Below are 19,492 nucleotides of genomic sequence, written 5' to 3'. Positions count from 1 at the left end.
GCAATGAGGGAGACATTCATGTCCGTCTTGAGGAACTCGATGAGTGTTGGCAGGCGCAGGCCTCCACGAGGCCATCCATCCGCAGGCGCCGCCGGGGGATTTCCCTCGCGGTTGGTCAGCGTCGCCGCCGTCGCATTCCTGATGATCGCGGGTATCCCCGCGACCACTCCCGCCACTGCCGACGTGGTTTCTACCGCGCCGCAAGTCGAGACCCAGACGCCCGCTCTAACGGTAAAGCAGAACGTCGCCGCATCGCCGGGGCTCCCCTGCGACACCTTCGCGTCCAGCGGAAATTCCTGCGTGGCGGCATACTCCACCGTTCGGGCTCTCTCCGCGTCATACACCGGTCCGCTCTACCGAGTGACGAGAGCGTCCGATGGTGCGGGCGCCGACGTGGGGCTGCTGAGTTCCGGGTACGCGAATGCGGCGTCTCAGGACGCATTCTGTCAGAACACGGTGTGCACGATCGTGCAGGTGTACGACCAGTCCGTGAAGGGCAACCATCTGACGATCGCACCGGTCGGCGAAGCCGGCTCTAGCGCGATCGGGGCACGGGCAGACGCACTGCCGATCACAGTCGCCGGTCACGCTGTCTATGGCATCCAGGTCGAGCCCCGCGTCGGATACCGACGCTCAAACGGCGCAGGGATGGCGACCAACGGACAGCCCGAGTCGATGTATTGGGTGGCGAGCGGCACCATGGCCACCAACGCCTGCTGCTTCGACTTCGGCAACGTCGAGGCGACCTCGACGAACACGGGTGCCGGCCACATGGACACATTGATCATGTCGACCTTCTGCGGGCAGCCACCGTGCTCGGGCCGCGGACCCTGGATTCAAGCCGACCTCGAGAATGGCGTCTTCCAGAGCAACGGGCCCAGCAACCCTTCCAGCGTCAGTCAGACGAGTCCGTTCGTCACCGGGGTGCTCCGAAACGACGGGCAGACCAGTTTCGCGCTCGACGGCGGCAACGCCACCTCCGGATCGCTGACGTCCTTGTTCCAGGGACCATTACCAGTGGGGTACACGCCGATGAAGCAGGAAGGTGGCATCACCCTCGGCGCCGGTGGAGATAACAGCAACGCCGCTCCCGGGTCCTTCTTCGAGGGAGCCATCACGTCGGGATACGCACCGAATGCGACGGTCGCCGCGCTGCAGTCCGACATCGCCTCGGTGACGTACACGGGTACCTCCGGCGGAGGACCCGGTGTCGGAATCACCGGACCCGCGGGGAAGTGCGTCGACGTCAGCGGTCCTGACAATGGCGTTGGCGGAGCGGCCGTACAGCTCTGGGACTGCCTCCACGACGCGGTCGACCAAAAGTTGCTGCACATCCGCACAACGCCGACCGTGTATCTGACGTCGGGTCTGGACGAGTATCCCAACACCTTGAAGACGATGGGCCGGTGTCTGGAAATCACCGGCAACACGATGACCGCAGGCACACCGATCCAGCTGTGGGACTGCAACGGCCTCGGCGGCCAGGAGTGGGTTCCCCAGGCTGATGGCACGGTCAAGAACCCGCAGTCTGGGCTCTGCCTCACCAGCCGCAACGCGCAGACTGCGAACGGCACCCGACTGGAGATCCAGCCGTGCACGGGGGCCGCGAGCCAGCGGTTCATCGTCACTCCTGGGCTGCTGTTCGACGAGACGCCCATCAACGCACCGGGCGGCAACTGCGTCGACGTTATCGGAGCGAACACCGGCAGCAACGGGAACCGCGTGGTCAGCTGGGACTGCCTTCGAGAGGCGAATGATCAGAGCTGGTGGCACACGTCCAACGGGTCCTTGACCACGCTGGGGCGCTGCCTCGATGTGGTCGGCAACAGCCCTGTCGCCGGGAGCGAAGTCCAGTTGTACGACTGCAACGGCGTGGGCGGGCAGAAGTGGGTCCAACAGGCGAACGGTTCCCTGAAGAACCCGCAGTCGGGCTTGTGTCTCACTGACATGTCGAACGGAGTCAACGGGACTGTCCTCACTATCCAGTCGTGTAACGGAACGCGATCGCAGCGGTTCAAGGTGTCAGGAGGCCAGATGATCTCTGCCCCCGGCGGGAAGTGCATGGACACCTTCGGGAACGACACTTACGGTAACTGGTCTGGCCCCAAAGTTCAGCTCTGGTCGTGCATTGAGCATGCCGCCGATCAGCACTGGACTCTGACACCGAACAACACTCTGGAAACGCTGACACGGTGCCTGGATGTTGCCGGCAACAGTACGGCGCCAGGGACGACGGTGATCCTGTTCAACTGCAATGGCGTAGGTGGGCAGCAGTGGGCGCCTCAGGCAAACGGAACCATCCTCAACCCACCGAGCGGACTGTGCCTGACAGCTCCAGGGAGCTCGTTCACAAACGGAACCCAGCTCACCATCAACACCTGCACAGGAGGCGCGAATCAGAAGTTCATCTAGCGAACGATGAAGGGTGAGTTGTCAGTTTTTCACGCCGTGTAGGCACTGGCAACTTACCCGCCCGTCGATTTGGCCGACCACAGGCGTACCGAATACGGTGCGGCAGGATGGTTGGGAGAACGAAACGATAGGCAACCTCATTGCCTTCAACGTTGCAGCGGGAACAGCGCCCTTTCTTATCGCGTGGGGCATCGCCAACATTCGGCGCAGATCGGTGCAGGTCCAGTCACTCGCCGTTTTTATCCCCAACGCCGTCGGGGCGTTGGGGATGGGCTTGCTTGTCGGTTCCGGATATGGGACGACGGCTGGCTCGTCTGCAGCGACGAGTATCTACCTGACAGAGGGGCTTGTTTCTTTCGCCCTGGCCCTCCTGGCGCGCCCTTCGCTCTGGCGAAGCCATAAACGGCCAGGGCGAAAGTAACACCTACTGACACCTAGATCTCACCAACGAGGGCGCCGACCGACCACAGCATCGTCTCGATTGAAGGATCGGCTATCGGGTAGCAGGTCGTCGCCCCCCTGCGTGATGCTCCTATAGTTGTCAATCGATTTTTTGGGTTTCCTTTTGCTCATGGAGCCAGTTCCGGAATTGGTTAGCGAGGTTGTCGTCTCGACTGAGGCCTCGTTCAATTCGGGACAGGGTGCCAGGCCAGGTGTTGAAGTGTCCTGCAGCCTCGCGGAGGGTGATGTGGAGCTCTTGGCGCGCGGGGCGTAGGTCGGTGACTGCGGGCGCCGCTTGCGGGTTGGTGAGCTGACGGTAGAGCCCCCGGGAAACGTATCGTTTTAGGCAGCGCATGATTTCTTTCTTGGTCTTGCCTTGAGCCGTTCGTCGGGCCGCATATTCTCTCGTCGGGAGTCTGTGGCGAGGCGTGACACGACGACATGGTGGATTGCCGCGTTGGCGGCTCTGTCGCCGCCGCGGCTGAGGCGATGCCGGCTCGTCTTGCCGGATTACGCTGGATTGCGGGCGACGCCGACAAGTGCCGCGAACTGCGCTTCACTGGCGATGCGTTCGGGGTTGTCGCCGACGGTGACGAGGAGTTGGCTCGCTACTTCGATGCCAACACCGGGGACGTCCCGCAACAGCGGCGCGCAGTTCCGGAGGCTCTCCGCCAGCGCTTTATCGGTGTCCAGAATCTCCCGCTCGAGAAATTGGTATCGGGCAGCGAGTTTCTTCAAAGTGAGAGCCGTTGCGTTGTCAGGGTCCGTGAGGTTTCCCACTGGACGGGAGCGCTCCAATGCCGAGATGAGTTGGGCGCTCGTCAGGGCGCGAAACCGGCTGCGCACCTGCTCGGGAGCGGAGACGAGGATTCCCTTGATCTGGTTGATGGAGATGGTGCGGGCCTTCATCGCTGAACTGCGAGCGGCGCGGAGGACACGGAGACATTCGACGGGGCCGTCCTTGCTTTTCGGCGTCGACGTGCCTCGTTCCGCCAGGACTGATTCCGCTGCCTGGTAGGCGTCCAACGGATCCGATTTTCCGCGTAGGCGCCGCGCTTGACGGTTGGGTCGGTTGACCTCGTGAACGGGGAGTCCTGCTGTCCGCAGAACTCGACTCAGTTCGGCCCCATAACTGCCGGTTCCTTCAACGCCCACGCCAATGACCAGACCGAAGCGGTAATGAAGGCGAGGATCTTCCGGTAACCGGACCCGACCGCTAGGAATTCTTCAGCAGCTAGGTGTTTACCCTGCTCATCGATAATGGCGACGTAGTGCGTGTCTGAGTGCGTGTCGACGCCGACGATGACATTCGGTATCTCTGTTGCCATGATGAAATTGCCTTTCCATTGCGTCCATCTGGGTAAATGATGAGCACGTTGGCCAGGTGGACAGACAAGACGGTAATGGGAATTCGCTTCAGGCTCCTATAAAGTCATGTCCGCCTGGTCAGCGCACTTTGAGCAGCCTTGAGCCCGCGGACAGATCACGTAAAAGACAGCCCTCGGAAGGACGTCAGTCAGGGTTAGGGTCACGCAGCCTCAAGCCTCTTCTCATCATTACCGTCAGGGTTGGGTGAGATCAGTACCGCAGAGCAAGTCCGCCGTATGACGTAGGGCGAGAATCAGGAATCATCATCATGTCCAGCCCGTCTTTGATCGCCGTGCGCGACGATAGTCATATGAGTAGTCCCGGACCGCGAGCTGGTGGTCCGACCTCGAGAAGGTCGTTCAGCCCAGCGCAGAAGCTTGCCCATTTGGACGCGTATGACGCGGCGATTAAGACCAACGAGGGCGGCGCGTATCTGCGCACCGAAGGGCTGTACTCCTCGCAGATCACCGAGTGGCGAAAGCTGCGTGACGCCGGCGTCCTCGCCGAAAAGAAGCCCGGCGAGAAAATCGCCCGGCTCACACCGGAGTAAGCGGAAATCGCCCGGCTGCGCCGCCAGCTGAGCAAGACCGAGCAGCGCTTAGAAACGACGGGGGTGGCGTTGGAGATCATGTCAAAAATGCACGAGCTACTCGAAAGTCTTTCGAAGAGCTCGCGGGACGAAACACCGCACACGAAGCCGTAATGACCGCCTACCGCGAACTGGCCAGCCGAGGAATCTCCACTCGCTTCGCGGCCGACCTGGTCGGGATCCCTCGGGCGACCGCCACCCGAAAACCACGCAATCCGATGGCCGGGCCGGCGCCGATCCCGGCGAACCAGATCGATGATGCCGAACGTCGGCAGATTCTCGCCGTCGTCAATCCGGACTCGTTCGTGGATCTGCCGCCGATCCAGATCTACGCCCAGCTCCTCGATGCCGGCACGTACTTGTGCTCCATTTCAACGATGTATCGGGTGTTGAACGAGAACCAGCAAGTCAAGGACCGCCGCCGCCAGGCCCGCCACCCGGCACGGGCGATCCCCGAGCTGATCGCGACGGGCCCTGGCCAGGTCTATTCGTGGGATGTTTAATGCCGACCTTGGGGCTATGCCGATGGTTTTTGTAATGGTGTTGGTCAGATTTGATTTTCGGGGTTGAGATGTCGGCATAGTTGATCTGCGGTCATGCTTCAGGCAGAGAATGTCTGGACGTGAGAGCAGTGACGAAGAAATCGCCCACAGCTCGGCCGCATGTGGATCGGATTCCGCGCGTTTCGGTGGGGCCGTTGGCTCCAGCGATATTGGCCGAGTGTTCATCCTGGTTGTCTGAACAGGGGTACTCGCCAGGTTCAGCGGCTGGCATCGTGAACTTGCTTGCGCGGTTGAGTCTATGGATGCAGACGGAGGGCGCGAGCGCCGACCAGATCGAGCAGGCACTGCTTGACCGGTTTGTGATTTCGGAGCGTTCGCGAACCGTGGTGGCGGCCGTGGTGACCACGTGCATGGGCACGATGCGCAGGTTCTTGATCGCGGCGGGATACTTCGCCGCTAGCGAGAATGAGGTGGTCACCGAAGCGCAGGCCGCAGTAACCGAGTGGCGCGCGTGGATGCGGAACGACCGCGGGCTGCTCGAGAAAACCATCGACGCCCGCTGCCACTACGGGGCCGGACTCGTGGACGTGGCAACGACGCCAGAGGGCACTGTCGAAAGGTTCCGTCTGGGCGCACCGGTCGTCAACGCTTACGTCGCTGAGCGGGGCCGCCCCTATGGCGCCGTCACTCGTGCTCACATCGTCGATGCGGTTCGTTGCTTGCTGCGGTGGGCGTTGAGCACGGGGCGGATCAGTCGGGATCCGACGGCCGGGGTCCTGAAACCTCCGGGAACGAGACGGACCCTGCCTCGCGGGGTCGGCGCGGACCAGGTCGCTGCACGGTTGAGCGTGTGCGACCCAGCCACCGCGATCGGCGCACGAGACCGGGCAGTGGTCACGATCCTCGTTCGGCTTGGCCTGCGCGCCGGCGAAGCCGCCCGCCTCACCCTCGACGACATCGACTGGACTACAGGACAGCTCAAGGTCAGCGGGAAGGGCCGCGAGCACACACTGCCGATCCCGGTCGACGTCGGCGATGCATTGGAAGCGTGGTTGCGGGCGCGTCCCCCGGCACTCGATCGTGGGGTGTTCGTCCGCATGAAGGCACCGCGCGGGATGATGACACCCTCGGGATCTCGGGAAGCATCGCCCGGTTGTCGGACTTGGCGGGCGTCGACCGGATCTACGCCCACCGGCTACGGCATACCGCCGCGATGGACGTCCTGGCCGGCGGCGGCAGCTTAACTGAGGCGAAGGAACTCCTGGGCCACGTTTACACCGTGACCACGATGGCTTACGCTAAAGTCGATCTCGTATCCCTGCGTGTCTTGGCGGTCCCCTTCGGACAGGTGCCGCGATGACGACGCTGCGTGAACGCCTGGACGAGTATTTGGTGATGCGCCGCGCTCTGGGATTCCAGCTGAACGACATCGAGCGGCAGGTCGGGTTGTTTTTGCTCATTCCAGAACTTCACGCTTCTGCGCCGAGAGCTGAACTGCCGGGCAACTGCTACAGGCTGAGGACCGCATCCGCGTTGCGGCTGCGAATACAGCGGCAGAACTCTCAAAGAGCTTGGCGGCCGGTTTGTCCGAAGCGGGTGACAAAAGCCGAACCGGCCTGTCACGCTACAGAATGTGTGTCACCACGGCATCAGGAGAAGACGGATGGGCGAACCTTGCCACGGTGGGCCAGCTAATGCGGAAGCAACAGCCCGACTTCGACTCACGAAACTGGGGCTACGCAAAACTTTCCGACTTGGTTCGAGCGGCGGAACTCTTCCTCATCGAGACCAGACCCACCGGCGGACTGCAGGTACAAAACAAGAAGAAGAACGGTGACTGACCTCGTCGCGACCGGGGCAAGAGCACGAGCGCTGTAGTCGGTATTCATTCAGACCGACTGCTGAACTTTGTGCGGCCGCCCGTAGGCCGGACGCTGATCGGGCACGTCCGCGCGGATACTGGGTTCTGCGGGTCACGAGCCCGAGGGTGTCGCGTTTACCCCGCCCTTTGAACAGTCGCGCTCAGGTGCGTCAACTGCGACAGTGAAGCAGGTCCTTTACGCCCTTCGCAAGAGCCAAGGCTTGGCGATATCAACTAAATTCAGCGCGAGAGTAGAACGATGCCTCCGGATCGCGGCGACGCGCGACATCGTCGACGACGAACTGCACGAAGTCCTCGTCGCGATCGCCGATGACCACGTCTTCAACGGCGTAGGCCGGCGGTTCTCCTGGCCATGCCGTCTGCCGCGTCGATCGATCCCGCTCTAGCCGCGTCCCCGAGATCGCGACCCAGTCGCGAAGTCGCAGGCGGGCATCCGCGAAGTCACGGTGCCAGCCGAGCGGGGCGGAGGCGTGCTGATCGGGGTCGTAGGCGCCGAGCCAGTGCAGGTGCAACGCGGAGAGCTCCCAGACGAGTTCGGGATGGCGATGCCAGAACGGTGGCACGACGGATGCTGGCAGACCGTAGGTGCGCCGCAGCCAGTTCACCCAGTGGTTGAGTTCGATCCATTCGGCCTCGGCATCGTCGGCGCTGAGGAGGTTCCAATTGATCGGATGCGGCGGCTCCGCAGCGAGCGGCCCGTCGAGATCGTGCAGCGAGGTTGCTCCGAACGCGTCGTCGTGTTCACCGGATGCCCACTCGACCAAGGACTCTGCCATCGCTGTTTCACCACCGCGAGCTGGCGTGAGCAGCTTCCGTCTCGCTGACGATTGCCGTCTGCGTTGCCGCAGCGTCCTGTTCGCTGCCCGGAGCCGAGCGATTGGTTCTAGTGACCTGATAGTTAGTGCGCGCGAGATCATGGCCGATCTTCTTGGCAACGAACTCTTCGCGTTGAATGAGTTCGCCGTCGCGCTCGACCTGGAAGGTGCGCACATACCCTTCAGCGACAAAGCTGTCACCTTTGGCGAGACTTTCAAGAGCCCGTTCGGCGGTGGCGCGGTAGGCTACGAGGTCGTGGAACGTCGGCTCGAGCGCGGTGAAGCTGCCGCTGTATTCGTGACGAAAGTGCGGCTGGCCGACGCGCACGTAGAAGCGGGTGTCGCCGTTCTCTGTGACCGACTGCTGCGGGTCGGAAGCGATGAAGCCGGACAGCGATTGCTGGGTGTGAAGTGCCATGGGACTTGACCTCCTGTGATTGGGACGGGCCATCGTGGTCCGCGTTCACTAGGAGGTGCGCAGAACATTCCATGCCGCAGGCCTGCCGGATAGGTGAATATTTTCAACCGTCCGAGGCCTCGACAGGATGCATCAGGTCACCGCCGCTGACAATATCCGCTTTCGACAGCGTAGGAGCCGGGCGACCTCGACTTAGGTCGTCAGTCCGGATCCTGAACTGGCTCCGAATCTGGCACACCCCGCGTCGGCGCTTGCATCATCCTCTCGATTTCCTCGCGGTTAGCCCGCAACTCCGTGGCATCCGACCGAGCGGTCCACATTTGCAGGGTCGCGATGATTGGTGGCGCTGCGCGGAGCATGATCAGGCCGGTGCCGAAGGGCAGGGTGCGGATCATGTCGGGCGGCATGATCGGCACCCTGCGTATGGATCGCTGCGAAGACCGCGAGCCGCGATCACCGATGGTCGTCGAGTCTGTCGTTTCGTCGCGGTCGCCGATCAGAGTGGAAAGGTCGTGCAGGTCGCGTGAGTTGGATCCACCGCCGAGCACGATCTTGACGATCGATGAGTCCCAGATGGTGCCGGCGACGTTGTCGCTCCACTTCGTGCGTGCCTGGGCGAGCGACTGGAGCACTGGCATCGTGGTGATCCCAGTACCGCCGCCTTCCGCCATCAAAGTGGGAAGCGAGGGGAGTGGTGCGAGGTTGCCGATCTCATCGAGCGCGAGTAGCAGCGGCGGATCCAGTCGTGCACCCGCGCTTCGGGCGGCGAGACGACGGGCGGTCTCAACGAGGTCCTCCACGAAGGCCGAGACGAGGGCGGCGGAATTGTTCGAGCCCGCGCCGGTCGCCAGCAAATAGAGCGTGCCATTGCTACGCAGAAATCCTTCGGGGTCGAACTCTTCGCCCTCCGGTGGAGAGACGGCATCCAAGACGCGTGGGTCAGCCAACGCACCCAACGACAGCGAAACACCCTGCCAGATCGAGTCGCGTGTGCGCGGGTCGGCCTCGAGTGTGGCTCGGAGCGCATCGCCCCAGCCAGTGGCGGCGCCCGGGGTGCTCAGCAGGATTGAGACGGCGTCGTGGGCGGCGGCCGGGTCGAGGGTCCAGCGAAAGAGGTCAGCTGGCGAGCAGTGATCGAGCGCAGCCGCGTGCAGCATCGACTGCAGGGCCGTGCGGGTTTTGGCTTCCCAAAATCCGCCGCCGTCAACTCCGCCCGCGGCCAGTCCGGTTCCAGCGGCGAGCCCCGCCGCGCGGATCATCGCCGTGAGCGGATCTTCACAACCACGAATCGGTGACCACCGCAGCCCCACAGGTACGCCCGCTGCCAGCTGCTGCGGGTCGAACACCGCCACTGGCCCCAGCCGTTGCCGCGCTCGCAGCGTCGTGGTGAGATTGTCGGGGCGCGTCGAGGTGGTCACGACCGGGCCGGGCGCATCGAGAATGGCATTGATCACAATGTGCGCACCCTTGCCCGAACGTGGCGGCCCGATCACCAGAATCGAGTCCTCGACGCTCGCCCACACCGCGGATCCACGCGATCGCCCGATCCGATAGCCGACATCGCTCGGGTCGGCCTTCGCGAGCGACGGGCGAAGATGCTCAGCGCGCTTCATAATGGCCGAATGCGACGCGGCACGGGCGACTTCGGCACGGGTCGCGATGCCAGCGATGCGGTACGGGTCCACCTTCGTTGAGCCGCCCCTGAATATGCGCCACAACCCAAACGTCAGAGCGGACGCCAGCCCCACCAGCAGGCTCGTTGTCACCCAATATGCGACTGGGTTCAAATCCGGTGCCCGAAGCTCCGCGGCGGGGTTGCCTGGGTTGAGGAGCACAGCGAGCCCAGTTTCCGGCCCTCCGGTGGGCTGCGCGATTCCCGTTACCCATGCAGCAATAGCACCCGAGCCGCGAAGCAGGAGGGCCAACCCTGCTGCACCGATCAGGAGTCCAATACCGAGGTTGGCTAGCTCGTCGCCGAGGTCGGTCTGCGGTCGTTGGGTGGTCATCCGCTTATCAAGTCAGACGGCTGAAGCGTCGCGTAGGGGAGGGAGCGAAGCCCGGAGGAGAAGGGAGGCGCACACGGCGCGGGGACGGGTAGTCCGGCGAGCATTAAGCGCGCTTCTCGTTCCATGACTAGGCCTCCTCAATCAATACAAGGTGCGCGGCTATTGCCCAGACGTCATCCGAGCCGTCGTATCAAACGCCGCGAGCTCATCCGGGTGCAACTGATGCTGCACGACGAAGCTGCGATCTTTTACCCGCCACAACCCTTGGCCGGTGCCGAGCGCTGGCAGCAGGTTCTGCTCAGTTCGGCTGAGCCCGAGCGCGCTGGCAGTTGCCCCGAGCTGGTCCGGTTCCTGCCGGTAGACGATGCGGGTTTCCGCGTTCGCCAGCAGCGACGACGCCAAGGCGCGCATGGCGGATCCGGAGTCGCCGACGTTGTCGAGGTCGCTGAGCTTGTGAAAGATCAGCATGTTGGCGATGCCGAAGTGGCGGGCGAGCCGCCACTGGGCATCCATTCGGCGCAGCAACGCCGGATACGCCATGAGCCGCCAGGCCTCGTCGTAGATCACCCAGCGCTGGCCGCCGGCCGGATCGGCGAGGGCCGACTCCATCCAGGCCGACGAGCACGTCATCAGCACCGAAATCAGCGTCGAGTTCTCGGCCACCCGCGACAGGTCGAGCGAGACCATCGGCAGCGAAGGGTCGAAGCGCACGGTGGAGGGTCCGTCGAAGAGTCCGGCGAGGTCGCCGGCCACGAGTCGGCGCAGCGCATGGCCGACGAGACGACCGTCTGCGGCGAGGCGGCCCTCGTCGTCCTCGGGGTTGGGGGAGAGGATGCGATCGACCACCATCGGCAGGATCGGCACCTCGGCGCTGCGCACGGCATCGGCCAGGGCGAGGTCGATGGCGGTGTGCTCGAGCGGGCTGAGTGGTCGGTCGAGCACGGTTTCGGCGAGGGCCCCGATCAGGTCGCGACGCCGGGCGGACAACTGTGCCGACCATTCGGCGTCCGAAACGGATGCGGCTCGGTGGCCTTCATCGAGTGGATTCAGCCGGTTGCGCAGTCCATGGCCGAGGATGATCGCCTTGCCGCCGACGGCCTCGGCGACAGCGGTGTGCTCGCCTTTCGGGTCGCCCGGCACGTAGACGCGGCGGCCGAAGGGGAGTGAGCGGGTGTACAGCGACTTCGCTAACGAGGATTTGCCGGAGCCGACGATGCCGGCCAGCACGATATTTGGAGCGGTGATCATGCCCCGCTGGTAGAGCACCCACGGGTCGTAGACGAAGGATCCGCCCGAGTAGAGGTCCTGACCGACGAAGACGCCGGCCGAGCCGAGTCCGGCTTCCGCGAGAAACGGGTAGTGGCCGGACAGCGTCGCGGTTGTGTCCTGGTGCTTGGGGAGTTTCAATCGGCCGGGCGTTCGCAGTTGGGCGGGACCTACCTCGCCGGCTTTGGGTAGATAAGCGCCCGATCGTGCTTCACCCCGCTCGGCGTGCCAGCGGGTGCGGGCCGCGATAGTCGTGGCCTTCTGGGCATCCGCTTCGATCTTGGCGGCCTCTCGGCGACGGGCGCGACGGTCGCGGCGCAGTTCGCCGCGCGGCTCGACCAGCGCGGCCGTATGCATCCGCTCGGTTGCGGCGTCTTTCACAGCGTGACCGTGCGGTCGGCCAGGCGCGTCGACCGCGGGGCGGCCCAGACGTCATCTCGGCGGGGCGCGTTCCGGGCCGGCCCCAATGCAGATTCAAGCGGATGCCACCGCAACAGCGAAACGTACCGAAACGTCCTGCTGTAGGTCAGCGCGTATGGCGAGCCGTCATGCTCGATGATGTGGTCGGTCCGGCCGGCCGGGATGCGGTCGTAGACGTACCCATTCTCGAGGGCGGTATCAGTCGTGGCCTCGCCGAGATCCAGTGGCTGCAGGTAGTCGAAAGCAGCGGATGCTCCGCTCCGGTCGATCAGGTCGACCACCGCGTCGGCCTCAGCTCCTTGAAGGAAGGCGACACTGATCCATCGAGATGTGCGGTTCTTTGACTCGTACTCAGCCATGCGTTGCTCCAATCGTGTTTCGCTTCGTCCTGGAGGTGCGCAGTGGACTACGCGGCAGGGGACTGCGGTGACAGAATTGGGAAAAGAGGCTCCTCGCCGGTCGTTCGATTCGGATCTGGATGGCCCCTGCGGAGGAAGAAATTCATGGCGACAATCGAGCTGCTCCACATTGCAGACTGTCCGAATTCGCAAGTAACCCTTCAGCGCCTGCAGCGCGCGGTTGCGAACTCGATGTCTTCGAACACATCAGTCAAGTCGACGCTGATCGATTCTGCCGAGACTGCTGCACGATTGCTCTTCGCCGGATCGCCGACGATCCTCGTCGACGGGGTCGATCTCTTTCCGACGGATGGCCGCACCAGCGACCTCGCCTGCCGGATCTATCTCACCCCGCACGGCCTGGCCGGATCTCCGACCCAGCAACAAATCGAAGCAGCGCTCAATGCTCACGGGTAACGCCTCAGAACAAACCTGCTCCTGCTGCGGTCGCATCTATTCGCGCCGCAGGTTGCACGCACTCAGCGACAACGTTTACATTTGCCGTCGATGCGGACTGTGGGTCGCGTTCCGGCTGCGGGCCGATCCAATTGGGCACGATCAGCACTAGAAGATGGCGCTGCAAAGAAGCACGGGTCCCACACCTTCCCGGCCGGTGGTGATTGGTCAGCCTCTGCTGTAATGTCAGTGCATGCTGACTATTGCTTCGCGAGTGGACGTCATGAACCGGTTGGGCCGAGCGATGGCCGATCCCACCCGGTCGCGAATCCTGCTCTCCCTCCTTGATGGGCCGGGATATCCGGGTGCGCTGGCGCGCGAGCTGCAGTTGACGCGGTCGAACGTGTCCAACCATCTGTCGTGCCTGCGAGGCTGCGGAATTGTGGCCGCCGTTCCGGAGGGACGCTCGACGCGCTATGAGATCGCGGATCCTCACGTCACGAGAGCGCTGGTGGGCCTGATGGATGTTGTGCTCGCTGTCGATGACGGTGTCGGCTGCGTCGATGAGGCTTGCGACGTGCCATTGTGTTGCGGGACCGACGCATGAGCCTTTCCGCCGACGACCGAGTGGCTGAGATTCAGCTCGGCCGTACGCAGGTCCTCCGTCGCCGTATCCGTTGGATCGTCGCGGCGACCATCGCCTACAACGTCATCGAAGCGATCATTGCGATCGCCGCCGGGACTGTGGCGTCGTCAGCGGCCCTCATCGGGTTCGGCCTGGACTCCATCGTTGAAGTCCTCTCCGCCGCTGCGGTCGCTTGGCAGTTCGCCGCCCCCGATCCAGAGAGGCGGGAAAAGACCGCGCTGCGAGTCATCGCATGGGCGTTCTTCGGGCTCGCCGCTTATGTGACCGTCGATGCCGGGCTGTCCCTGTTTGGTGTTCGAGAAGCGGAACACAGCACGGTCGGCATCGTGCTGGCCGCGGTCAGTCTTCTAGTGATGCCTTTCCTGAGCTTCGCCGAACGCCGCGCCGGCCGGGAGCTCGGCTCGGCCTCGGCGGTCGCTGACTCGAAACAAACCCTGATCTGCTCCTACCTGTCCGCAGCCCTGCTGGTCGGACTGCTGCTGAACACCCTTTTCAGTTGGGCGTGGGCAGATTCGGTCGCCGCCCTTGTGATCGTGGTCTTCGCCGTCAGGGAAGGCCTCGAGGCGTGGCGCGGCGACGCCTGCAAAGTGCCCGGGACTGCTCTCACCGGGGAACGCGATGTCGACCACGAAGACTGCTGTTGAAACGCCTTACACGCTCCGGCACAGCGGCAGCGCCGCAGCTGTAAACGCCTGCGCCTGCTGGCCCACGAGCCGCCGGGTCTCGCAGGAGGCCTGAATCGCAGCCTGCTCGATCGACGCCACCGCGGCGTCGAGCTCATCCACCGTGGGCGCGGTCACGCAGATTAGTCCGGTGGTGCGCAGCACGCCGTGCCCGGCGGTGAGGTCGGCCTCCTGGTGCAGGAGGTCGTCGTACTCCGCGGTGGCGCCGGCATCCTCTATTTGGCCGATGCGGGTGCGTTGGTGGGCGTCGCTGATTAGCTCGGTCTTCTTCTTGCGCAGTTCGCGTGCGGCCTGGTCGGCGCGCACGGGCAGGTAGTGCAGCGAGACCGTGCGCAGGATGCCGTTGGTGAAGACCAGCGGCGACATAAAGCCGGGGAACACCTGCGACCGGGGCCATTCGCTGATCCACAGCACGGCGTGGAACGCGCTGTCGGTGCGCAGGTGATCCCAGCTCTCGGCGACGGCGACCGGGCCGGCCGTGGCCAGCGACCGCCCGACCAACGGATGCCGCTCCAAATCGACACCGATGGCCGGGTCGTAGGCGGTTCGCAGGATGACAGCGAGTTCGTCGGCGGTGAGCCAGCCGCCGACCGTGAGGTCCGCCGCGCGCAGCGCCGCGGTCAGGACGGTCATTTCCTGGCGTAGCACCGTCGCCGCGCCGCGCATGCCGCCGCCTTGAGTGCGCACCTGGCGCGAGGCCGCGCTCAAATCGAGGGAGAGGGCGATCGTCGTGGCATGGCGTTCACCGGCGGGTCCGGCCCGTTCGATGAGATCGCGGTAGGTGGTCGCGGCCCAAGAGCCGTCGTTGATTCCGTGCCGCTCCCACCACTCGGCCAGTCCGGTACCGGAATCGGGCAAAGTGCGCTCGGACACCTGCAGCCGCGCGATCCGCCCCGATCTGCAGGCTCCGGCCAGCACTCGCCCCCACCCAACCACGCGCCGATGCTGCTCGTCCGGGTCGAGTAGCGCGAACGCCGGGTGCGACACCGCTACGACAGCGGTCAGGGTTTGCGCGTGCGGGTCGTGGATCATCACCGCCCCGGTCTCGGGGTCGTTCCACTCGCGCAGCGCAGCCGCATCGCCGGGTAATGACAGGGTTCCCACCGGGCGGGGGCGGATGATGCGGCGCCGGTAGGTCAGCTGCTCATGACCCGCCCGCCATGCCCACCGGGTGACGACCGGCATCCACTCGACGATCTTTCGCCCGCCGACCGGGATCCCGGCGATCACCGCCGCGGTGCCCCAGAGCGGGCTCGTCCACGCGACGCCCGCGGCGCCGGACGTGTAGAGCGCGGTGACGATGGTGAGCGTGCCGCTCGACAGGGCCACCAGCTGCGGCACCGACAGCCCGAGCAAGATGCCGCGTTTGGTCAGCCGCGAGAACTGCACCGGGGGGAGTCGGTACTCGGGGCGGTTTGTGTCAGTGTCCATGGCTACGCCTCCTTGGTTTTTCGTCTGGCTGGCAGTTCTTGCGGTGAAGCGGATGCCGGTGGTCGCGTCTGCTTGGATGCCAGCGCACTCGGGGCGCTGGCATTGCCGGGGGACTGGGTGTGGGCATCCGCTTTCTGCGCGACCGCGTTGCCGACCTTCGGGCCGGCCTTGGCTGTGGCGCTGACGACGGCAGCTCCGGTCGCGACTCCCGCGGTGGCCACGCCGGCGCCAGCCCCAACTGTTGCGCCGCCCGCTCCGACGCTCGAACCGGCACCAGCATTCGCAGATGCGCCAGCACCCGAGGCACCGGCCGCCGACGACGTAGGACCCGGCCCGCCACTGCTGGACGGTGCCATTGATGCAGGGCTAGCCTGTGTCGCTCGACCGCTGCCGCCCGGGCCCAGAATCTTCTGCGCCGTGCTCATCATTGGTGCGCTGGGCACGGGCACGGGCCGGTTCAGCGCTGACTTTGCCTCCTGCTCGCTCGACATCGCGTGGTACATGTCGAGCCCGACGAAGTTGAGGAACTTGTAAGTGATGTAGGGCGCGAAGGCGGCTATGAACATCAGCACGATGCCAGCGATGGGGTCGCTGACGGAGGCCAGATCCGCATCGATCGGGGCCGAGACCTGCGCGACCGCCACCAGAAAGATCACGACGAGTACGAGCTTGGAGAGGATGAGCGCGACCACGAATGCGATCCACTTGGAGAACCAGCCCTTGGTGGCATCCCAAGTGGCGCCGGCGAGAGCGATCGGTCCGAAGACGATCGCCACCAGGAGTAGCGCCTTGCGAATGAGGAGGGAGAACCAGACGATGGCCGCGCCGCTGATGGCGAGGCCGGCGAGGAAGATCGTGAGGATGGCGCCAACGCCGGGTGCGCCGGGGCTGATCGCGGTGAGGCCCACGGCGAGGAGCGCGATGCGGTCGCCCATGCCCTCCATCGTGTTGCCACTTGCCTGCACGACGCCGATGGACAGCTGGTCGGTGATTTCGAGGAGCAGGCCGGTGATGGTGATGATGACGAAGGATCCGAGAATCGATTTGGCGACGCCGATCGCGGCGCGGGAGAGCGCGGTGGGGTCTCGGTGCACGAGGCCGGTGATCAGTTGCAGGCAGAAGAAGATCAGCGTGACGAAGACGGCGAGGCCAAAGAGCACGTTGTAGACGTCGATGTAGGTCGGGTCGGTGAGGTCGACGAGGGTGGTCGTGTCGAAGGCGGCCCAGACGGATTCGAAGAGCCAGGCCGCGGTGGAGCCCATCGCGCCGGCAAGCCAATCGAATGGGGCGGCGACGACAGAGGATGCGACGTCGCCGACGCCGGTGCAGACATCCGCTACAACCGGCACATCACACACGCTCATCTGTTGCCCCGCTCGGAATCGCAGGTCAGACGGACTGGCCGACGTTCCAAAAGAAGTTGACGAGGGTGACGGCGGCGCCGCAGATGATCGCGGCGCCGCAGGCCACCATGACGCCGGTCTTGCCGCGGGAGGCGAGGTGCGGGTTGGACGAGTTGGCGCCGAACCCCCAGACGATCGCCGCGACGATGAGCGCGAGCACGCTGAGCACGAGGCCGATGGTCATCACCGCGCCGACGATGACGCGCAGCTGCTCGATGCCGGGAAGGCCCGTGCCGTTCGGGTTGATGTCGATCATCGGTGGCTCCCTGTGTCGTTTGATGCGTACGTGGGAGAGGTGCGCACTGCGCTTCCGCGCTCTGGCAGATAGACCTTTTACCGTTCGGACAGTTGAGTCGCGTGCACCGACTGGGCACATGTCCGGGTCAAAGTAGACACAGAACAAAGGGCACAAAAATCGAGCAGGTGTAAGCCGACCATGGAGGCGACAGCGAACGACAGGTCATCCTCGAATTTAACGCAGGACGAGCGCATCGCCGTCGGAAAAGTGATCTGCGTCCGCCAGCCGATCAGGTCGTTGTAGCGGATTCGTCCTTGATTTTTTCCTATGCCCGGGCCAGACTTCTCCGATCCTCGCCAGCAGCAGCTCGCATCTAAGATTTTCGTCGTAGGCCTCTGCCTCAGGTGCGATAGGCACTCTCCAACAAGCGTGTCGATACAAGACTTTTCACCCTTGACAACTTCTTTGCCATACCGTGCGAGACGGCGATCAACCGGATCACGCTTACGCGGCGAAGCCCGTCAACCGGGCTCGCGGCTCCTGACTACCAGCGATTGCATAGAAAGAAAATTTTCCGGGGTCAACGGCTGCGACGAGCTCGCCGAACGATAATCGGGCTGGATGCGGCTGAGTTTGCCTCAAAGGCAGGAAGCCGGTCACGTCGTATTTCTAACTTCAAGTGTCGGCAGGGGGTGCGTTCAGTCGATCAGGATGACTCCCCAACTGTTGGATCCTGGTCGTCTGCCGCATCTAGAAATTCGTTCGGGCCAAACACGGCCTCCCTTATCTGTTCATCAGTCGGGATCAGCTCGATGGTCTCGGCACGCCTTCTGGCGTCATCCAAAACGAGACTAATTCCGTCCTCCACACCAGCCACGTCCGACGTAAGCATGAGCGCGGATTCGTCCGCTCGAAATGCTCCCACCGCGAACAGCAGCCCAAGCGCGAGCCTGATTTGCTCTGCGGGCACATCCGGCAAATCATCGCCGAGCGCGTCGAGAAGGTCGTCAGGTTCCAGAGGGGAGAATCGAACGGTCAATTCTTCAAGCACACTAATTAGCGATGTGAGATCTGGATAAATTACAGCCGGCTCGACGGCTTGAAGCGAAAGGCGTAGCTCACTTAAATCGGTGACAGCGACTGGGGCCGGAACAGAAGATTTTCCAGTGTCCGCCGGCGCCGACTTAGAAGAAGAGGCATTCTTGACGCTCGTCGGGCGGTAGATCTTGAGTCCGCATTCGTTGTCGATGAAATCTCCGAGGGACTTGAATCCATAGGTGCTGAAATTCACGCGGGGCCACTCTGTGCGGAGTATGTTCCCCAACAGCGCTCCACTAACTTCGTCACCCCTCATCATTTGGGGGTTATGCGAGACGATCTCTTTTACAGACATCACGTACTCGTCGAGCTCTGGGATCCTGTCGGAAGGGAGTCGTGGCGAGGTGCTTTCCTTGCTGCTGTCGATCGGTGTTTTGATGGAACTCGGATATTTTTTCGTGACGATCGTCGACAGGCTGGCTTCAACTTCGAAGTAGTGATCCGCATTGGATCGCAGCGCCGCACTCACCCCGCCCGCACCGGCACCGGTGAGCGTGGCTCCAATAACGTACTTTCCAAGATACTGAAGACGACGGACCAGTGGTATGAAATCCCCATCTCCGCTCACGATCACAAAGACGTCGACCCATGGTGCCTCAACTGCAACGCTGAGTGCATCGACCACGATTTGGACGTCGGCTGCATTCTTCCGGCGGCCTTCGTCTAAGTTCTTTCTCTTACCTTCATAGGAAAAAATTTGAACCGGCTCGACTGCGTTCTCAAGCATTTCTCGGCGGTAGGTTGACATGCCCGCAACCATCCAATTGGCATACGCTCTGGTCGTAGCCGCGCTCGATCCGATTTCGAGATCTTCAACGAATTTACGAATTTCTCTAAGCATGCGTGACAGGGGCACCCCAGAGACGTTGTTGTTATAGCCACCAAACATATTTTCTAGATCAATAAAAACTGCCACGTTGCGCCGGTGTGTCCTGCTGGTCATGGAGTTCTCCTAGGATTCGTGATTTACCTCATACCGTAGTGCCCAGAACGATCTGACCGTTTTGCGGGCCTATTTGAGGTGAATACACGGCCTGGAAATCGACACGGCGTTTGACAATTTGTGCCAGCGCCCACCG

Annotated in this window: 20 protein-coding genes and 1 pseudogene; 9 read left to right on the top strand and 12 right to left on the bottom strand. The window is 63.4% G+C overall.

The window, feature by feature from the left end; translation table 11 throughout:
• Positions 1–18 precede the first annotated feature (18 nt).
• A complete protein-coding gene (locus CXY74_RS15245) occupies positions 19–2,412 on the top strand; it encodes an arabinofuranosidase catalytic domain-containing protein (RefSeq protein ID WP_158252377.1) in 2,394 nt (797 codons plus the stop codon).
• 951 nt (positions 2,413–3,363) lie between these two features.
• Here the strand turns inward: CXY74_RS15245 and CXY74_RS18100 are convergent.
• The 3 genes and pseudogenes from CXY74_RS18100 to CXY74_RS15230 form a co-directional block, all read right to left on the bottom strand.
• The gene (locus CXY74_RS18100) at positions 3,364–3,762 is read right to left on the bottom strand and encodes a transposase (protein ID WP_233193588.1); all 399 of its coding nucleotides are present in this window, start codon (positions 3,760–3,762) and stop codon (positions 3,364–3,366) included.
• A 12-nt stretch (positions 3,763–3,774) separates the two neighbouring features.
• Positions 3,775–4,008 (bottom strand): annotated as a pseudogene (locus CXY74_RS18095) (transposase); the annotation flags it as partial.
• Positions 3,969–4,181 (bottom strand): hypothetical protein, encoded by a 213-nt coding sequence (locus CXY74_RS15230; protein ID WP_104201216.1) that lies wholly within the window; start codon positions 4,179–4,181, stop codon positions 3,969–3,971. The gene CXY74_RS15230 and the pseudogene CXY74_RS18095, both read right to left, overlap by 40 nt.
• Before the next feature lie 308 nt (positions 4,182–4,489).
• Here CXY74_RS15230 and CXY74_RS17370 point away from each other — a divergent pair, with 308 nt between their 5' ends.
• The 5 genes from CXY74_RS17370 (at position 4,490) to CXY74_RS15210 (ending at position 7,154) form a co-directional block, all read left to right on the top strand.
• Complete coding sequence (locus CXY74_RS17370) at positions 4,490–4,771, top strand: hypothetical protein (RefSeq protein WP_158252376.1); 282 nt, start codon at positions 4,490–4,492, stop codon at positions 4,769–4,771.
• Between the two features lie 152 nt (positions 4,772–4,923).
• A complete protein-coding gene (locus CXY74_RS15225) occupies positions 4,924–5,313 on the top strand; it encodes a hypothetical protein (protein WP_104201215.1) in 390 nt (129 codons plus the stop codon).
• A 302-nt stretch (positions 5,314–5,615) separates the two neighbouring features.
• Positions 5,616–6,557 (top strand): tyrosine-type recombinase/integrase, encoded by a 942-nt coding sequence (locus tag CXY74_RS15220; protein WP_199183262.1) that lies wholly within the window; start codon positions 5,616–5,618, stop codon positions 6,555–6,557.
• On the top strand, positions 6,467–6,673 hold the full coding sequence (locus tag CXY74_RS18465) for a tyrosine-type recombinase/integrase (protein WP_370446164.1): 207 nt from the start codon (positions 6,467–6,469) through the stop codon (positions 6,671–6,673). Before CXY74_RS15220 ends, CXY74_RS18465 begins: the two co-directional genes overlap by 91 nt.
• Positions 6,674–6,944: 271 nt before the next feature.
• Positions 6,945–7,154 (top strand): OST-HTH/LOTUS domain-containing protein, encoded by a 210-nt coding sequence (locus CXY74_RS15210; RefSeq protein ID WP_104201214.1) that lies wholly within the window; start codon positions 6,945–6,947, stop codon positions 7,152–7,154.
• Between the two features lie 250 nt (positions 7,155–7,404).
• On the opposite strand, the gene CXY74_RS15205 is transcribed toward CXY74_RS15210, so the two are convergent.
• From CXY74_RS15205 to CXY74_RS15185, 5 genes are all read right to left on the bottom strand, one after another.
• Positions 7,405–7,971: a DUF4913 domain-containing protein gene (locus CXY74_RS15205; RefSeq protein ID WP_233193448.1), complete on the bottom strand. Its 567-nt coding sequence runs from the start codon at positions 7,969–7,971 to the stop codon at positions 7,405–7,407.
• A 7-nt stretch (positions 7,972–7,978) separates the two neighbouring features.
• Positions 7,979–8,428, bottom strand: coding sequence for a single-stranded DNA-binding protein (locus tag CXY74_RS15200; protein WP_104201213.1), 450 nt, complete (start codon positions 8,426–8,428; stop codon positions 7,979–7,981).
• Positions 8,429–8,628: 200 nt separating this feature from the next.
• Positions 8,629–10,434, bottom strand: a complete 1,806-nt coding sequence (locus tag CXY74_RS15195; RefSeq protein ID WP_104201212.1) for a type IV secretory system conjugative DNA transfer family protein — start codon at positions 10,432–10,434, stop codon at positions 8,629–8,631.
• 159 nt (positions 10,435–10,593) lie between these two features.
• On the bottom strand, positions 10,594–12,057 hold the full coding sequence (locus CXY74_RS15190) for an ATP-binding protein (RefSeq protein WP_104201211.1): 1,464 nt from the start codon (positions 12,055–12,057) through the stop codon (positions 10,594–10,596).
• 20 nt (positions 12,058–12,077) lie between these two features.
• Complete coding sequence (locus CXY74_RS15185; protein ID WP_104201210.1) at positions 12,078–12,479, bottom strand: hypothetical protein; 402 nt, start codon at positions 12,477–12,479, stop codon at positions 12,078–12,080.
• A gap of 144 nt (positions 12,480–12,623) precedes the next feature.
• On the opposite strand from CXY74_RS15185, the gene CXY74_RS15180 reads away from it, so the two are divergent.
• The 3 genes from CXY74_RS15180 (at position 12,624) to CXY74_RS15170 (ending at position 14,204) form a co-directional block, all read left to right on the top strand.
• Positions 12,624–12,935 carry a hypothetical protein gene (locus CXY74_RS15180; protein ID WP_104201209.1) on the top strand — a complete coding sequence of 104 codons (312 nt, stop codon included), beginning with the start codon at positions 12,624–12,626 and terminating at the stop codon, positions 12,933–12,935.
• 232 nt (positions 12,936–13,167) lie between these two features.
• Positions 13,168–13,521 carry a helix-turn-helix transcriptional regulator gene (locus tag CXY74_RS15175; protein ID WP_104201208.1) on the top strand — a complete coding sequence of 118 codons (354 nt, stop codon included), beginning with the start codon at positions 13,168–13,170 and terminating at the stop codon, positions 13,519–13,521.
• Entirely contained in the window at positions 13,518–14,204 is a 687-nt protein-coding gene (locus CXY74_RS15170) for a cation transporter (protein ID WP_104201207.1), read from the top strand. Before CXY74_RS15175 ends, CXY74_RS15170 begins: the two co-directional genes overlap by 4 nt.
• Before the next feature lie 6 nt (positions 14,205–14,210).
• Here the strand turns inward: CXY74_RS15170 and CXY74_RS15165 are convergent, their stop codons facing one another.
• The 4 genes from CXY74_RS15165 to CXY74_RS15150 all read right to left on the bottom strand — a co-directional run bounded on the left by CXY74_RS15165 (position 14,211) and on the right by CXY74_RS15150 (position 19,356).
• On the bottom strand, positions 14,211–15,674 hold the full coding sequence (locus tag CXY74_RS15165) for an SCO6880 family protein (RefSeq protein ID WP_104201206.1): 1,464 nt from the start codon (positions 15,672–15,674) through the stop codon (positions 14,211–14,213).
• A 2-nt stretch (positions 15,675–15,676) separates the two neighbouring features.
• On the bottom strand, positions 15,677–17,038 hold the full coding sequence (locus tag CXY74_RS15160; RefSeq protein WP_104201205.1) for a conjugal transfer protein TrbL: 1,362 nt from the start codon (positions 17,036–17,038) through the stop codon (positions 15,677–15,679).
• Positions 17,039–17,063: 25 nt separating this feature from the next.
• Positions 17,064–17,333, bottom strand: a complete 270-nt coding sequence (locus CXY74_RS15155) for a DUF6112 family protein (RefSeq protein WP_104090819.1) — start codon at positions 17,331–17,333, stop codon at positions 17,064–17,066.
• Between the two features lie 688 nt (positions 17,334–18,021).
• The gene (locus CXY74_RS15150) at positions 18,022–19,356 is read right to left on the bottom strand and encodes an NYN domain-containing protein (RefSeq protein WP_104201204.1); all 1,335 of its coding nucleotides are present in this window, start codon (positions 19,354–19,356) and stop codon (positions 18,022–18,024) included.
• Between the last annotated feature and the right edge of the window lie 136 nt (positions 19,357–19,492).

This window comes from Cryobacterium sp. Y29 (genome assembly GCF_002929825.1).
GTDB lineage: Bacteria > Actinomycetota > Actinomycetes > Actinomycetales > Microbacteriaceae > Cryobacterium.
The sequence above is the reverse complement of the archived record's forward strand: the minus strand, read 5'-3'. Positions and strand labels throughout refer to the sequence as shown.

Excerpts from the sequence above, each read along its gene's own strand:
- CXY74_RS15175 (WP_104201208.1), top strand. The coding sequence starts at position 13,168 with ATGCTGACTATTGCTTCGCGAGTGGACGTCATGAACCGGTTGGGCCGA.
- CXY74_RS15180 (WP_104201209.1), top strand. The coding sequence starts at position 12,624 with ATGGCGACAATCGAGCTGCTCCACATTGCAGACTGTCCGAATTCGCAA.
- CXY74_RS15165 (WP_104201206.1), bottom strand. The coding sequence starts at position 15,674 with ATGGACACTGACACAAACCGCCCCGAGTACCGACTCCCCCCGGTGCAG.
- CXY74_RS15195 (WP_104201212.1), bottom strand. The coding sequence starts at position 10,434 with ATGACCACCCAACGACCGCAGACCGACCTCGGCGACGAGCTAGCCAAC.
- CXY74_RS15220 (WP_199183262.1), top strand. The coding sequence starts at position 5,616 with ATGCAGACGGAGGGCGCGAGCGCCGACCAGATCGAGCAGGCACTGCTT.
- CXY74_RS15170 (WP_104201207.1), top strand. The coding sequence starts at position 13,518 with ATGAGCCTTTCCGCCGACGACCGAGTGGCTGAGATTCAGCTCGGCCGT.
- CXY74_RS15210 (WP_104201214.1), top strand. The coding sequence starts at position 6,945 with ATGTGTGTCACCACGGCATCAGGAGAAGACGGATGGGCGAACCTTGCC.
- CXY74_RS17370 (WP_158252376.1), top strand. The coding sequence starts at position 4,490 with ATGTCCAGCCCGTCTTTGATCGCCGTGCGCGACGATAGTCATATGAGT.
- CXY74_RS15245 (WP_158252377.1), top strand. The coding sequence starts at position 19 with ATGTCCGTCTTGAGGAACTCGATGAGTGTTGGCAGGCGCAGGCCTCCA.
- CXY74_RS15230 (WP_104201216.1), bottom strand. The coding sequence starts at position 4,181 with ATGGCAACAGAGATACCGAATGTCATCGTCGGCGTCGACACGCACTCA.
- CXY74_RS15205 (WP_233193448.1), bottom strand. The coding sequence starts at position 7,971 with ATGGCAGAGTCCTTGGTCGAGTGGGCATCCGGTGAACACGACGACGCG.
- CXY74_RS18100 (WP_233193588.1), bottom strand. The coding sequence starts at position 3,762 with ATGAAGGCCCGCACCATCTCCATCAACCAGATCAAGGGAATCCTCGTC.
- CXY74_RS15150 (WP_104201204.1), bottom strand. The coding sequence starts at position 19,356 with ATGACCAGCAGGACACACCGGCGCAACGTGGCAGTTTTTATTGATCTA.
- CXY74_RS15190 (WP_104201211.1), bottom strand. The coding sequence starts at position 12,057 with ATGCATACGGCCGCGCTGGTCGAGCCGCGCGGCGAACTGCGCCGCGAC.
- CXY74_RS15185 (WP_104201210.1), bottom strand. The coding sequence starts at position 12,479 with ATGGCTGAGTACGAGTCAAAGAACCGCACATCTCGATGGATCAGTGTC.
- CXY74_RS15160 (WP_104201205.1), bottom strand. The coding sequence starts at position 17,038 with ATGAGCGTGTGTGATGTGCCGGTTGTAGCGGATGTCTGCACCGGCGTC.
- CXY74_RS15225 (WP_104201215.1), top strand. The coding sequence starts at position 4,924 with ATGACCGCCTACCGCGAACTGGCCAGCCGAGGAATCTCCACTCGCTTC.
- CXY74_RS15155 (WP_104090819.1), bottom strand. The coding sequence starts at position 17,333 with ATGATCGACATCAACCCGAACGGCACGGGCCTTCCCGGCATCGAGCAG.
- CXY74_RS15200 (WP_104201213.1), bottom strand. The coding sequence starts at position 8,428 with ATGGCACTTCACACCCAGCAATCGCTGTCCGGCTTCATCGCTTCCGAC.